13 protein-coding genes, 2 tRNA genes and 1 pseudogene are annotated in these 12,061 nt (G+C 69.7%); 7 read left to right on the forward strand and 9 right to left on the reverse strand.

Translation table 11 applies throughout. From position 1 onward, the window contains the following. The first annotated feature begins 60 nt into the window (after nucleotides 1-60). Entirely contained in the window at nucleotides 61-432 is a 372-nt protein-coding gene (locus ABNG04_RS02695) for a 30S ribosomal protein S8e (protein WP_371159817.1), read from the forward strand. Between the two features lie 50 nt (nucleotides 433-482). Then, nucleotides 483-1,193: a ribonuclease HII gene (gene rnhB, locus ABNG04_RS02700; protein ID WP_371159819.1), complete on the forward strand. Its 711-nt coding sequence runs from the start codon at nucleotides 483-485 to the stop codon at nucleotides 1,191-1,193. Nucleotides 1,194-1,225: 32 nt separating this feature from the next. Here rnhB and ABNG04_RS02705 read toward each other — a convergent pair whose 3' ends face one another. From ABNG04_RS02705 to ABNG04_RS02730, 6 genes and pseudogenes are all read right to left on the reverse strand, one after another. Next, nucleotides 1,226-1,927 carry a TMEM165/GDT1 family protein gene (locus tag ABNG04_RS02705; RefSeq protein ID WP_371159821.1) on the reverse strand — a complete coding sequence of 234 codons (702 nt, stop codon included), beginning with the start codon at nucleotides 1,925-1,927 and terminating at the stop codon, nucleotides 1,226-1,228. A gap of 33 nt (nucleotides 1,928-1,960) precedes the next feature. Then, a pseudogene (locus ABNG04_RS02710) lies at nucleotides 1,961-2,146 on the reverse strand (metal-dependent transcriptional regulator); the annotation flags it as partial. A 175-nt stretch (nucleotides 2,147-2,321) separates the two neighbouring features. Next, nucleotides 2,322-3,929 (reverse strand): preprotein translocase subunit SecD, encoded by a 1,608-nt coding sequence (locus tag ABNG04_RS02715; RefSeq protein ID WP_371159823.1) that lies wholly within the window; start codon nucleotides 3,927-3,929, stop codon nucleotides 2,322-2,324. After that, entirely contained in the window at nucleotides 3,929-4,813 is an 885-nt protein-coding gene (secF, locus tag ABNG04_RS02720; RefSeq protein WP_371159825.1) for a protein translocase subunit SecF, read from the reverse strand. The genes ABNG04_RS02715 and secF overlap by 1 nt, the downstream gene beginning before the upstream one ends. An 81-nt stretch (nucleotides 4,814-4,894) precedes the next feature. Next, a complete protein-coding gene (locus ABNG04_RS02725) occupies nucleotides 4,895-5,365 on the reverse strand; it encodes a DUF5812 family protein (RefSeq protein ID WP_371159827.1) in 471 nt (156 codons plus the stop codon). A gap of 60 nt (nucleotides 5,366-5,425) precedes the next feature. Continuing rightward, nucleotides 5,426-6,019, reverse strand: a complete 594-nt coding sequence (locus ABNG04_RS02730) for a DUF8056 family protein (RefSeq protein WP_371159829.1) — start codon at nucleotides 6,017-6,019, stop codon at nucleotides 5,426-5,428. Nucleotides 6,020-6,098: 79 nt separating this feature from the next. Between ABNG04_RS02730 and ABNG04_RS02735 the strand changes: the two genes are divergently transcribed. Further along, a complete protein-coding gene (locus ABNG04_RS02735; RefSeq protein ID WP_371159831.1) occupies nucleotides 6,099-6,722 on the forward strand; it encodes an undecaprenyl diphosphate synthase family protein in 624 nt (207 codons plus the stop codon). 24 nt (nucleotides 6,723-6,746) lie between these two features. Here the strand turns inward: ABNG04_RS02735 and ABNG04_RS02740 are convergent, their stop codons facing one another. From ABNG04_RS02740 to ABNG04_RS02750, 3 genes are all read right to left on the reverse strand, one after another. After that, on the reverse strand, nucleotides 6,747-7,913 hold the full coding sequence (locus ABNG04_RS02740; protein ID WP_371159833.1) for an inorganic phosphate transporter: 1,167 nt from the start codon (nucleotides 7,911-7,913) through the stop codon (nucleotides 6,747-6,749). A gap of 160 nt (nucleotides 7,914-8,073) precedes the next feature. Continuing rightward, a tRNA-Gly gene (locus ABNG04_RS02745) sits at nucleotides 8,074-8,144 on the reverse strand. A gap of 88 nt (nucleotides 8,145-8,232) precedes the next feature. Then, a complete protein-coding gene (locus tag ABNG04_RS02750) occupies nucleotides 8,233-8,940 on the reverse strand; it encodes an enoyl-CoA hydratase/isomerase family protein (RefSeq protein WP_371159835.1) in 708 nt (235 codons plus the stop codon). A 59-nt stretch (nucleotides 8,941-8,999) separates the two neighbouring features. Here ABNG04_RS02750 and ABNG04_RS02755 point away from each other — a divergent pair, with 59 nt between their 5' ends. The 4 genes from ABNG04_RS02755 (at nucleotide 9,000) to lipA (ending at nucleotide 11,975) form a co-directional block, all read left to right on the forward strand. Beyond that, a complete protein-coding gene (locus tag ABNG04_RS02755) occupies nucleotides 9,000-9,665 on the forward strand; it encodes a DUF7114 family protein (RefSeq protein WP_371159837.1) in 666 nt (221 codons plus the stop codon). Between the two features lie 97 nt (nucleotides 9,666-9,762). Then, a tRNA-Thr gene (locus ABNG04_RS02760) sits at nucleotides 9,763-9,834 on the forward strand. Nucleotides 9,835-9,958: 124 nt separating this feature from the next. Further along, nucleotides 9,959-10,960, forward strand: a complete 1,002-nt coding sequence (locus tag ABNG04_RS02765) for a hypothetical protein (RefSeq protein WP_371159839.1) — start codon at nucleotides 9,959-9,961, stop codon at nucleotides 10,958-10,960. 76 nt (nucleotides 10,961-11,036) lie between these two features. Then, complete coding sequence (gene lipA / locus ABNG04_RS02770; RefSeq protein ID WP_371159841.1) at nucleotides 11,037-11,975, forward strand: lipoyl synthase; 939 nt, start codon at nucleotides 11,037-11,039, stop codon at nucleotides 11,973-11,975. Nucleotides 11,976-12,061: the final 86 nt, after the last annotated feature.

Here is a 12,061-nt window from a genome sequence, read left to right on the forward strand (position 1 = left end):
CCGCCGAACCCGCCGGGACGAGTCGAACGGTTCAAGTATTCGCTGGCTGTTCGTATCCGTATGAAAGATCAGGGACGCTCCACGCGCAAGCGGACCGGCGGCCGACTCAAGCACGCCTCGAACAAGAAGCGCCACCAGCTCGGCCGCGAGCCCGCCGAGACGACGGTCGGCGAGACCCGACTCCAGTACATCGACTCCCGCGGCACGGAGCAGAAGGTCCGCGCCCTCTCGACGGACGTCGCGCAGGTCGCCGCCGACGGCGAGGTCAGCGAGGCCGAGATCGAGAACGTCGTCGACAACCCCGCGAACGTCAACTACGCCCGCCGGAACATTATCACGAAGGGCGCCGTGATCAAGACGTCCGCCGGCCGCGCCCGCGTCACCTCCCGCCCCGGCCAGACCGGCCAGGTCAACGCGGTCCTGCTCGACTGAGGTCGCCGCCCTTCTGAAGGTATTTCCCCCCGCACGTCCACTAGCCACGCGTGTATCTCGGCGTCGACGAGGCCGGCAAGGGGCCCGCGCTCGGACCGATGGTCGCGGCGGCGGTGGTCGCCGACCCGGCGAGCCTCCCGGCCGACGTGGACGACTCGAAGCGGATCGCGCCGGACCGCCGCGAGGAGATGGCCGCGGCCCTCCGGAGCGAACCGGACGTCGCCGTCGGCGTCGCCCGCGTCGAGCCCGGCGAGATCGACCGCCCCGACACGGACATGAACACCCTCACCGTCCGCGGCCAAGCGCGGGCGGTCCGAACCGCGCTCGCCGCTCTCCCCGCCGAGACCGACGGCCCGGTCCGTGTCGTCGCCGACGCGGGGGACACCAGCGAGGAGCGGTTCGCGCGGCGGCTCAGCGAGTTCGTCATGGATGGCGATGACACGGTCGAAGCCGGCGACGACGAGGCACCCCTCCCCGCGGTCGACGTGACGGCCGCGCACGGCGCGGACGAGGACGACCCGGTCGTCGGCGCGGCGAGCGTCGTCGCGAAGGTGGTCCGCGACGCCGCGATGGCCGACCTCGACGCGGCCTATCCCGACTACGACCTCGGGAGCGGCTACCCGAGCGACCCGGCCACGCGGGCGTTCCTCGCCGCGTACGTCGGGGACCACGGGACGCTGCCCGACTGCGCGCGCACGTCGTGGCGCACCTGCGAGGACGCGCTGGCGGCCGCCGAGCAGTCGGCGTTAGACGAGTTCTGACCGCGGTCCGCGACCGTCGGCGGGACGACCTCTCAGAACAGTCCGGAGATGAGCCCGCCGAGCGTCCCGACGATCGTCTCCCACACCGAGAAGTCGGTCGCGATCGACAGCACGGTGTCCGCGCCGAAGAAGGCGAACAGCAGCGCGGAGGCGAAGTGCGCGAGCCGCATGTCGACCCGGCCGGCGAACGTATGGAAGAAGTAGGCGTTCGCGAGACTCACCGGGATGATCGCGAGCATCTCGCCGGCCCAGATGGCGGAGGTCGCGCCGTACTGGACCGCCAGTCCGATGGTGACGAGCTGCGTCTTGTCGCCGAACTCGCCGGTCGCGGTGAGCAGGAAGATGGGGAAGAAGCCGCCGAGTGACCCCGAGTACTTGTCGAGCCGTCCGGGGAGCGAGAGGTCGTCGAACGCGGCCAGCCCGCCGTCGGTGCGCTCCGCCTCCGGGGTCGTTCCCCGCTTCGGCGCAGACCGGTACAGTAGGGCCGCGAAGACGAAGAACAGCACGGCGGTGATCGAGTCCAACACGACCGGCGGCAGCGCCGACTGGAGGGCTTGGCCGAACGCGATCTCTACGGCGGTCCAGCCGGCGAACGCCGAGCCAGCGGCCGCGACGACGACCTTGGGGTCGTACCGCGTTGAGAGGCCGGCGATCATCAGCTGGACCTTCTCGCCCGGCAGCACCGCGAGCTGCGTCACGAACGCGATCGCGACGATCTCGACGTAGCCGGTCATGTGTCACCCGCCTTCTGGCCGTCTGCGGCAGCGGTCAACGCCCTTGTACTTCTCGCGGGAGAGCAGTCCGCGGCCGGCGAGCGTCTCGACCATGCTCGTCACCGTCGCAGGAGTCTTCTCCAGCGCCTCCGCGATCTGCGAGGTCGCGACGGGCGGTCCCCCTCGCGATTCGATCCGATAGATCGTCTTGAGATAATCCTCGACGGAGTCGGTCGGCATAGCCGGTTTTGACCAGTCTAAATTAATAGTTTGTCGAATGGGCCGTCAGTTCTTGTCGAACCCCCGACGGCAGCCGAGTCGAGACAGCAATACGGCGAAACGTCGCCGCGTGACGGAGAAAACCCGATCGACCGTCAAATACGGGCGCGTATCGTGGCGGCCGATCCGACTCCGCTTACCTGACCGTCAGCAGGCGACGAAGGATGTCGCCGTACGCGGGGCGGGTGATCAGCACGCCGACCAGCACGCCGAGGATGGTGAAGATGGCGAACCCGGAGAGGTCGCCGAGCGACAGCACCATCAGCGGCGACATGGCGATGATCGTCGTGGCCGCGGCCGCGCCGATGACCCAGAACGCCTGGCGGAACCGGGAGTTGAACACCGTCTGGGAGTTCACCTCGCCCTCGCTCATCACCTGGTCGGCGATGATGACGAGGTCGTCGACCCCGGTCCCGACCACCGCGATGAACCCGGCGATGACCGCGAGTTCGAGCGGATAACCGAGCAGCGCCGCGAAGCCGAGGAGGGCGTACACCTCGACCAGCGCCGTGACGATCATCGGGAGCGCGACGCGGGGCTCGCGGTACCGGAGGAACACCATGCCCGCGACCGCGAACACCGAGAGCACCCCGATGATAAGCGAGTACGTCCGGAAGTTCTCCCCCTGCGAGGCCGAGATGGACGAGGAAGTCCCCTCACCGCTGATGTCGAGCTTGGCCGGGAGCGCGCCGGCGCGGAGGTTCAGCGAGATGGCCTGGGCCTCGGTGAACTCGCCGGTCGTGAGCCGGAAGTTCCCGGTGTCCGCCCACGACCCGGCCGCCATGCTGTCGGCGAGACCGGGGTCCATCCCGAAGGAGTTGACGACCTCGCCGTCGACGACAAGCAGGAGGCACGGGTTCCGGTCCCCGTTCACCTCCTCGATCGCACCCGTCTCCGGGTTGTATCCGCACCGGTCGGCCTGGTTCTGGTACGCGTCGGCGAACCCGCGCCGTGCCACGGCGTCTTGGAACGCGTGCGCCGGCGACTGGGATCCGTCCGCGGCGGTGTTGCGCACGGTGACGGGAACGTACGCGCCCGTGCCGCGGTCGCTCTGGGTCGCGGTGCCGATCTCCTCGAAGTCGTCTTGGATCAGCGCCCCGTCCTGGATTGCGGTCCCGTTCCCGTCCGCGTACGCGATGTCGATCCGCACGGTCCCGCGCTCCTCGAGGAGGTCGATCACCTCCTGTCGGCCCTGTCCCGGCACCTCAACGAGGACGAAGTACTCGCCCGTGATCGACTGGACCTGCTGGACGCTCCCGCCGGAGAGGCCCGCCTCGTTGATCTTCCCCTGAATGACGTTCATCGTCTCGTCACGCGTCTGTTGAGTGACGCCCGACCGAATTTCCGCGTACTCGTAGCCCGCGGCGTCCATCGCCGCGCGGAACTCCGACTCGGTCACCGCCGGATCGGTGACCTCGATCGCGCGCTCCTCGGGGACGACGCCGACGTTCCGCGTCGACGCGTTGTCTAGCTCGGTGGCGACCGCCTCCGCGGCCGCACCGGGGGTGTCGCCCCCAAGCGCCACGTCGGTCGCGGTGTACCCCGACAGCGGCGCGCGGACCCGCGTCCCGCCCGCCAGGTCGAGGCCGTACTGGAGGTTCGTGATCCCCTGTTGGGCCTCGCTCGCGTCCTCGCCGGGCGCGGGCTCCGGGCCGAAGCCGGGGCCGAACAGCGCGACCGACGAGCCGATCACGACGACGACGAGCAGCAGGATCCGCCAGTTCTCCTTGATCGGTTCGAGCATCAGCGGGCCACCCCCTCGAACTTGTACCAGCGAAGCAGCGAGACGTTCATCAGGTACGTGTTCATCAGGTCGGCGCAGAGCCCGACGGAGAGGATGATCCCGATGTCACGGAGGAGTCCGACCCCGAACACCGAGGCGACGATCGCCATCACGACCATCGCCGCGATGGAGGTGAGCGTCATCGTCACCCCGGTCCGCATCGCGCGGCTGACCGACTCGTAGAACTCGCCCGTGCGCCGCAACACCGAGTCGTTCAGGAGGATGTCCGAGTCGACGCTGTACCCGATGATCATCAGGAGCGCCGCGATCGTCCCCAGCGTCATCTGAATGCCGAGGAGGTTCATCGCCGCGATCGGGATGACGAGGTCGGAGAACGCGGACGCGACGACCGCCACCGAGGGGACGAACGTGCGGAACAGCGCGAACACGAGCACGCTCATCCCGAGGAACGCGAGCGCCACGCCGAACACCGCGGTGCGTGCGGTGTCGCTCGCGAAGCTCGGCGACACCTGGTCGACCGCGGTCGTGGTCAACCCCGCCGCATCTGCCTGATCTTGGAGGTCGTTCGCGAGTCCCTCCGGGTCGTCTTGGGCCGCTTGGAACGTGACGACCACGACGTCGTCGCCGGGGATCGTCCGGACCGCGTCGGGCTCCCGGTCGAAGGCGGTCCGGATCTGCTGTTCGACGTCGCCGCTCGTGTCGTCTGCGACTCGCAGCTCGACGCCGCCCGTGAACTCCAGTCCCAGGTTCGCCGGCGCGCCGGTGGCGACGACCCACCCGCCGATGATCGCCAACGCGAGGACCAGGAACGCGAGCGGCACCGCCGCGAGCTGCCGGTTCGAGTAGTCGGTGTAGTCGACCTCCGGCACCTCGATCGCTACCATAAATACCGGTTCCTCTGCGGGCGCGAATAAGCCTTCTTATCTACTGGGCCGACGGCGACGACGGGGCCGAAACCGCCCGCGTTACGGGAGGTATCGCACGGCGACGACGCCCGGCTCCGAGCGCACCTCGACGCGGTTCACGCCCAACCGGGCCGCTCGCGAGAGGGTCGCCTTGCGGTCGTCTATCACGTCCTCGACCGCCTCGGCCGTCTCTGACTCCGGCGGAGTCAACACGTGAACCTCGCCGACGCCCGCACGCTCCTTCCTGGCGAGCTCACCGGTCGCCGTCTCCGCGGCGAGTTCACGCTCGTGGACGGTCGGCGGCTCCGGGCTCTCCTCGATCGACAGCGCGCGGCGCTCCGCGACCTCGATCACCTGATAGGTGACCTCCATCGGCGGGTCGGGGGCGACCGTCGCCTCGACGGCGTCGTCGACGTCGAGGCCGGGGTTCGAGCTCAGCGTGTGCACCTGTCCGTCGTGGACGTCTTTCAGCACCGCCGAGTCGCCCTCGACGTGCGTGACGAGGAACGTACTCTCCTTCTCGTCGGTCATTGCGCCCGGTTAGTCGCTCTGACGACTTCCGGCTTTCGAGCCGCGAGCGGGCGGCGTCCCTCACCGCGAGCCGCCGGCGTCGGTCGGGTCCCCGTCGTCGGCCGGCTCCTCGACGCCGGCTACCCCGTCGTCGAGCGCCGCGTCGTCCGAGCCCCCACGGAGCCTGAAGTGCGTCGCGAACACGCCGAGCGCGGCTGCGACCGGTGGGACGAACCCGGCGAGCTGCGGGAGCGCGTACAGCGCGCCGAGCACCGCGGAGCTGCTCGGGTCGCGGAGGTCCTCGGGGACCGAGATGATCAGCCCGAGGTACAGCGAGAGGAGGAACAGGAACCCGGCGATCCCCATCCACCGGTCGTACGTGGCCGCAACCCGGTCGCCGCGGCGGTGGCGGCGGGCGACGAACAGGATCGGCGCGAGCAGCGGCCCGACGGCGGCGAGGCCGGCGACCACGAACAGCGACCGCGAGAAGAGGAACGTCCCCCCCGTCGCCGAGGCCGTCTCGCCCATCCAGACGACGAGGGCGAGGGTGACAACGAGCGCGACGAACGCGGCCGCGAGCGCCCCGAGAGCGGCGTACGCGCGCATCGTCAGCGACTCGGTCGCGCGGAACGCGTACGGGATCGCGCCGAACACTCCGCGGTAGGCGTCTGCCATCGACCGTGATAGGCGCGTCGGCGAATTAAACCCCTCGTCGTCGGGAAGCCATTTATACGCCCGACCGGATCCCTCAGACGTGGGTCTCTACGACGCGTACCTCGCGACGCGCCATCGCCTCCACGACGCCGAGCCGCCGGCGCACGTCGCGCTCGTCCTCACCGAGCGCGACCTCCTCGCGGACGGCGCCTTCGACACGCTGTCGTCAGCCATCGGCTGGGCGTTCGAGTACGGCGCGGACCGCGTCACGGTCTCCGTCTCCGTCCTCGACCGCGCAGTCGCCCCGACGCTCGTCCGGGAGCTACGCCGCCTCGACGCGCCGGCCGAAACCGTGGTCCGCGGTCCTGACGGGGACGAGCCGACGACCGACGCCGGCGTCGACGCGCCCGTCCGCATCCTCGTCGGCCTCGGCGGCAAAGCCGAGTTCGCCGGCGCGGTCCGCGAGCTTGCGAGCGACGTCGCCGCCGGGGAGATATCGCCCGACGCCATCGACGAGCCCGACATCGCAGAGCGGCTGCTGTTCCCCGAAGAGCCCGACTTAGTGATCAAGACCGGCGCGGAACGGCTCTCCGACTTCGCCATCTGGCAGTCCGTCTACGCCGAGCTCTACTTCACCGACGTGAACTGGCGGGACTTCCGCCGGCGCGAGTACCTCCGCGCCGTGTTGGACTTCCAGGACCGCCAGCGCCGCTTCGGTCGGTGAAGGGCGCGCCCGGCCGAGGCTAAGCTACCAGATACCGGCGAACAGCGCCGCGAACGTCACCAGCGCGCCGACCGTCGAGAGGATCGGCACGACGTTTTGCATCAGCACGACGCGGGCGCTCGTGCTCGGGTTGAACAGGTCGGCCGCCGACGGGACATCGCTCGCGTCCCCCTCGCCGATCGGCGGCATCTCGTCGGCCGTCAGCGCGCCGACGGAGACCGTCGGCTCCTTCTCGCCTTTGAGCCCCTGCCTGACCGTCACCGTACGCGTCGCGCGGCCCCAGCCGAGCCCGACGATCGACATCGTCGCGATGATCACGAACGAGGCGGGGATGCCGACCGCGGAGAGGCTGATCACGATCCCGGAGGAGACGACCGCGACGACGATGGCGGCCGTCAGCGGGAGGTCGGTGATGTCGTTGCCGAGCGTGTCGAGCGTCCGCCGGGCAATCGTGAACGCGCCGACCGCGACCGCGGCACTGCCGAGGAGGATCATCGGCGTCATCCCCACGGAGTCCAGCGCGACGAGCGGCGCGATGGCGTTCGCGATGTTCGAGGTCCCCGAGGAGAACGCCATCAGGCAGCCGATGGCGATGACGACGATCCCGCCCGTCAGTTCGCGCCGCGTCGTGTTCGGACCGAGGACCGGGCGCGGGATCGTCCCCGACCGGTCGAGCTCGAACAGCGCCCCGTCGGTGCTCTCGATCGCCACCCAGCGGTCGATCGTGGAGTAAAAATAGCGCCCGACGACGCCCGACACCCAGAACCCAATGATCGGCGCGACGAGCCACCAGATCGCGATCTCGCCCATCACCGCCCAGTCGAGGGTGTTCGTCGCGATGCCCAGTCCGGCGATGGCCCCCACTGCCGTCATCGACGTCGACGCCGGCACGCCGGCGAAGTTGCCGACGAACAGCGCGCCGCCGATGAAGAAGAGGACGATGATGCTCGTCTCCAGCGTGAACACGTTCGCGCCGGTGACGAGGTCCTCACCGAGCGTCGTGACGACGCGCTGCCCCAGCGTCCCCGCGCCGATAAAAAAGAACACGGACATCAGCCCCGCCGCGCCCGCCTTCGATAACACGTTTGCGCCGACGGCCGGCCCGAACGCCGGTCCCGTCGTCGCCCCGCCGATGTTGTATCCGACGAACGCCGCCACCGCGACGCCGACGAGAAGAAGCGCTTCGACCATATGTACAAGCAGACGACGCACGCGCTGTTAAACGGACGGGGTCCGTCCCCGTCGGCTTCTTCGTGCGACGCGCCCCCGATCGAACGGTCCGTGAGTCTGCGAAAGAGCGCAGTGAACGCCATCGGAGGTGGCCACTGTCGGGGATACTGATTAACAGAACTGCACCGGCCGAGATTTGAACTCGGGTTGCAACCATGGCAAGGTTGCGTGATACCACTACACTACCGGTGCGTGCTTCGCATCCGATAATTGTTCGGAGACTCACTTAAGTCTGTCACATCGGGACGGTGGGACCGTGCGGCCCCCGCGCCGACCCGCTTCACCGCTCGCGTCGCTGCTTGATTTCCGCGGCGTGGGCGTCGTGGAGGTCGGCGAACGCCGCGGCCTCCGCGCGCTCCTGCGCCTCACCGCTGCGGCGGTCGCGAACCCGGCGTTTGATCGCCGCGAGGGCGTCGGGCGCGCCGGCCGCGATCTCGTCGGCCACCGAGCGGGGGTCGTCGACTACGCGCGAGACGAGCCCGGTCCGGAGCGCCGCTTCCGCGTCGAGGACCCGCCCGGAGAGCGCGAAGTCGAGTGCCTCGCCCTCGCCCATCACCCGAGGAAGCCTGACGGTCCCGCCCCACGCACCGAATAGCCCGAGGGAGACGCCGGGCTCGCCGAACGTCGCTCGCGGGGTCGCGACGCGGACGTCCGCGGCGACGGCTAGCTCCACGCCGCCGCCGCGGGCCGCCCCGTCGACCCCGCAGACGACGACCGACGGCGACTCCGCTATCGCGGCGGCGACGCGCTGCCCCCGACGTGCGAACGCCTCCGGGTCGTCCAGCGCGGCGACAGCGTCGAGGTCCGCGCCGGCGCAGAAGGCCTCGCCGGCGCCGCGGAGGTACGTCACTGGGGGTCGACCGTCGGTCTCCGGCGCTTCGAACGCCTCGCGCAGGTCGGTCAGATCCGCGGGGCGGAGCGCGTTGCGGGCCGCCGGGCGGTCGATCGTGACGACGCGCACGTCGCCGTCGGTTCGGGTTCGGATCACGGGACGGAATCCCGTTCGTTTCCAAAGGTCTTTGCCCTTCGCTCGTCTACCCGATGGCAATGGACGATGCCGCGCGAGCGCGTGACGCTGCGCGCGAGGCGCTCGCGGACGTCGAACCCGAACAGCTCCGCGAGGCCCTCGACGCCCGGATCCTCGACGCGGCGGTGACCCCCGGCGTGCTGGCGCTGGTCACCGCCCGCGCGCTCGACCCCGACGTCGACCTCGGCGACGTGGCCGACCGCGCCGCGGGCGTGCAGCTCATCTACGAGGGGCTGCGACTCACCCGGACGGTGGCCCGCGAAGAGCCGTGGGTGACCGCGCCGACCGCCGCGGCCGAGATCGACGCCGACATGGAGATCCTCGCTGCCGACGTGCTCGTCTCGCGCGGCTTCTCGCTTCTCGCGCGTACCGACGCCGCCCGCCCCGCGGTCGACGTGGTTCGCGCCTTCGGCCGCGACCAGACGCTGCGCGACCGCGACGAGACGGACGCTGACGCCGCGGCCGCGCTCGACCGGAACCTGGAGGTCGACGCGCTCGAACTCGCGGTCGTCGCCGGCACCACCGCGGTCGGCGGCGACCCGCCGGAGGAACTGCTCGAATACGCCCGCGACCTCGCTGCCGACTGCGACGGCGAGTTCCCGCCGGCCGGCCGGGCGCTCCCGGAGGCGACCGCTGACCGCATCGCCGACATCTCGGACCGCGCCGTCAGCGCGACCGACCGCTGACCGGCCCGGGACGACTTCGGAAGCGGGCCCGATTCCCCGACGCTGCGCCCGCGGATCGAAACCCATAAAGTCGAATCCGGTCAACGACTGATTGCGTGCCTGGGTAGCTTAGCGGTAAAGCGCGTCCTTGGTAAGGACGAGACCCCGAGTTCAAATCTCGGCCTAGGCTTCCTCTCTCTGCCACTCCGTGAGCGTTTGCTCCGGCGTTCTCCCTCGCCACATTCCGGTCAGGTCCCTGCCTTCCCGCCCGGGGAGGCGCCTTTTTCCCTCCCGCTCTCGGACCGACACACGACATGGGCAAACACGAGCGCGGCTGGGTCGAGGCCACGGAGAAGCTGACGGCGCAGCTCGCGAACGGCGCGGAGCCGGACGCTGACCTCGAAGAACAGGGCCGACCGGATCTCGCCGAAGCCCTCGCCGACCGGCTCCGGAGCGACTTCCCCGACCTGACCGCGGTGCGCCACGCCGGCAACTCCTACGACTCGCTGGGCGACCTGATCGTCGAATCGGCCGACGGGGAGACGTTCGTCGAGGCGAAGTTCGTCGCCAGCGGCGGCACGCGGGCGAACCTCGGTCAGGACACGTTGACGCAGTTCGAACTGTTCGAGGGCGCCACGGCGTGGAGCGACTTCCGCGAGGAGATCGGGTTCCCCGAGGACCGCGAGGCGCTCCTTCGCGAGTTCGACGACTACCCGGACGACGTCCGCGACTGGTCGTACAAGTCGGCGGTGTACGACCGCGCGAAACACCTCAAGAACGTCCTCGACGTCTCGCGGGGCCAGAACACCGGCTCGCGGGCGGACGAGGTCCTCGCCGATCCGGACGCGACGGAGACGGAACGGGAGGCGGCGCGGATCGTCAACGCCATCCTCGATCTCGATAGGGAGGAGAAGCTGGCGTACTTCGATCACCTTCGCGCGGCCGATCAGAACCCGCGCAACGTCGAGACGTTCGCGCACCTGATCGTCTGCGGCTACCACACTGCCGACGCGCTTGAGGAGCACTTCGACGACGACCTCGACGAGATCAAGCGGCTGCTCGAAGCCGACGCCTATCGCCTCTACGAAGTGAACAAGAACAGCGGGACCGTGTCGGTCGAGAACCCGTCGGAACTGCTCGCCGGCTTCGACTGGCAGGACACCCGCGTCGAGATCCCGGAGGACGGGACCTCGGTGAGCGTGGTGACGGGGTCGCCGGACGACCGGCGGCGCGTGCTGAACGTCGCGTACAACTGGAAGAACAAGTTCCAGGGGATCCAGACGCCGTCGATGAACGTCTTCGTCCCCGAGGCGTGAGGCCGCGGCCGGAGGCGGCCGTCGTCGATGTCCGGGCGACCCGCACGCTTTTGCGGTCGGGCGCCAAGGATCGCATATGTCACGCGGCCGCCGGAAGCCGGACTGGCTGAAGTCCCGCCCGCCGTCCGGGAGTCGGTTCACGGAGATCAAGTCCACCCTCCGCGAGCACGACCTCCACACGGTCTGCGAGGAGGCGAACTGCCCGAACATGGGCGAGTGTTGGTCTGGCAACGACGGCCCCGGCACGGCGACGTTCATGCTGCTGGGCGACCGCTGCTCGCGCGGCTGTAACTTCTGCGACGTGGAGACGGGCGGGATGGAGGCGCTCGACTCGGACGAGCCCGCCAACGTCGCCGACGCGGTCGCGGAGATCGGACTGGACTACGTCGTCCTCACGTCCGTCGACCGCGACGACCTCGCGGACGGCGGGTCGGCGCACTTTGCCGAGACGATCCGCGAGATCAAGCGCCGCGACCCCGAGATCCTCGTCGAGACGCTCATCCCGGACTTCCAGGGCGACCCCGAGGCGATCCGGCGGATAATCGACGCCGGGCCGGACGTGATCGCGCACAACGTCGAGACGGTCGAGCGCCTCCAGTGGCCGGTTCGGGACCGCCGCGCGAACTACGAGCAGTCGCTCGCCGTCCTCGACCAGGTCGACCGCGAGTCCGACATTCACACAAAGACGAGCCTCATGCTGGGCGTCGGCGAGTACGACCACGAGGTGTACCGCACCCTCGGCGACCTCCGCGAGGTCGGCGTCGACGTGGTCACCTTCGGCCAATACCTCCAGCCCTCTCGCTCGCACCTCGACGTGTTCGAGTACGTTCACCCCGACGCCTTCGAGACGTGGCGGCAGGTCGCCGAGGAGGAGTTCGGCTTCCTCTACTGCGCGTCTGGCGCGATGGTCAGGTCCTCGTACAAGGCCGGCGAGCTGTTCGTCGAGGCGCTGCTCCGCGAGGGCCGCTCGCCCGAGGACGCGCGCCGCCACGCGCGGGCCGCGGGCGGCGACTGAGCGCCGGCGAACCCCGAGTCTCGGGGTGAGTGCCCCCGAACACGAGCGAAATTGCCGGCTGTCAGGCGGTTTTGATGTCTCGATCT

Source organism: Halorubrum miltondacostae, from assembly GCF_041379815.1.
Taxonomy (GTDB): Archaea; Halobacteriota; Halobacteria; order Halobacteriales; family Haloferacaceae; genus Halorubrum; species Halorubrum miltondacostae.

Coding starts and splice junctions, on each gene's coding strand:
- ABNG04_RS02695 (WP_371159817.1), top strand. CDS start 61: ATGAAAGATCAGGGACGCTCCACGCGCAAGCGGACCGGCGGCCGACTC.
- ABNG04_RS02740 (WP_371159833.1), bottom strand. CDS start 7,913: ATGGTCGAAGCGCTTCTTCTCGTCGGCGTCGCGGTGGCGGCGTTCGTC.
- ABNG04_RS02765 (WP_371159839.1), top strand. CDS start 9,959: ATGGGCAAACACGAGCGCGGCTGGGTCGAGGCCACGGAGAAGCTGACG.
- secF (WP_371159825.1), bottom strand. CDS start 4,813: ATGGTAGCGATCGAGGTGCCGGAGGTCGACTACACCGACTACTCGAAC.
- ABNG04_RS02705 (WP_371159821.1), bottom strand. CDS start 1,927: ATGACCGGCTACGTCGAGATCGTCGCGATCGCGTTCGTGACGCAGCTC.
- ABNG04_RS02755 (WP_371159837.1), top strand. CDS start 9,000: ATGGACGATGCCGCGCGAGCGCGTGACGCTGCGCGCGAGGCGCTCGCG.
- ABNG04_RS02730 (WP_371159829.1), bottom strand. CDS start 6,019: ATGGCAGACGCCTACCGCGGAGTGTTCGGCGCGATCCCGTACGCGTTC.
- ABNG04_RS02715 (WP_371159823.1), bottom strand. CDS start 3,929: ATGCTCGAACCGATCAAGGAGAACTGGCGGATCCTGCTGCTCGTCGTC.
- lipA (WP_371159841.1), top strand. CDS start 11,037: ATGTCACGCGGCCGCCGGAAGCCGGACTGGCTGAAGTCCCGCCCGCCG.
- ABNG04_RS02725 (WP_371159827.1), bottom strand. CDS start 5,365: ATGACCGACGAGAAGGAGAGTACGTTCCTCGTCACGCACGTCGAGGGC.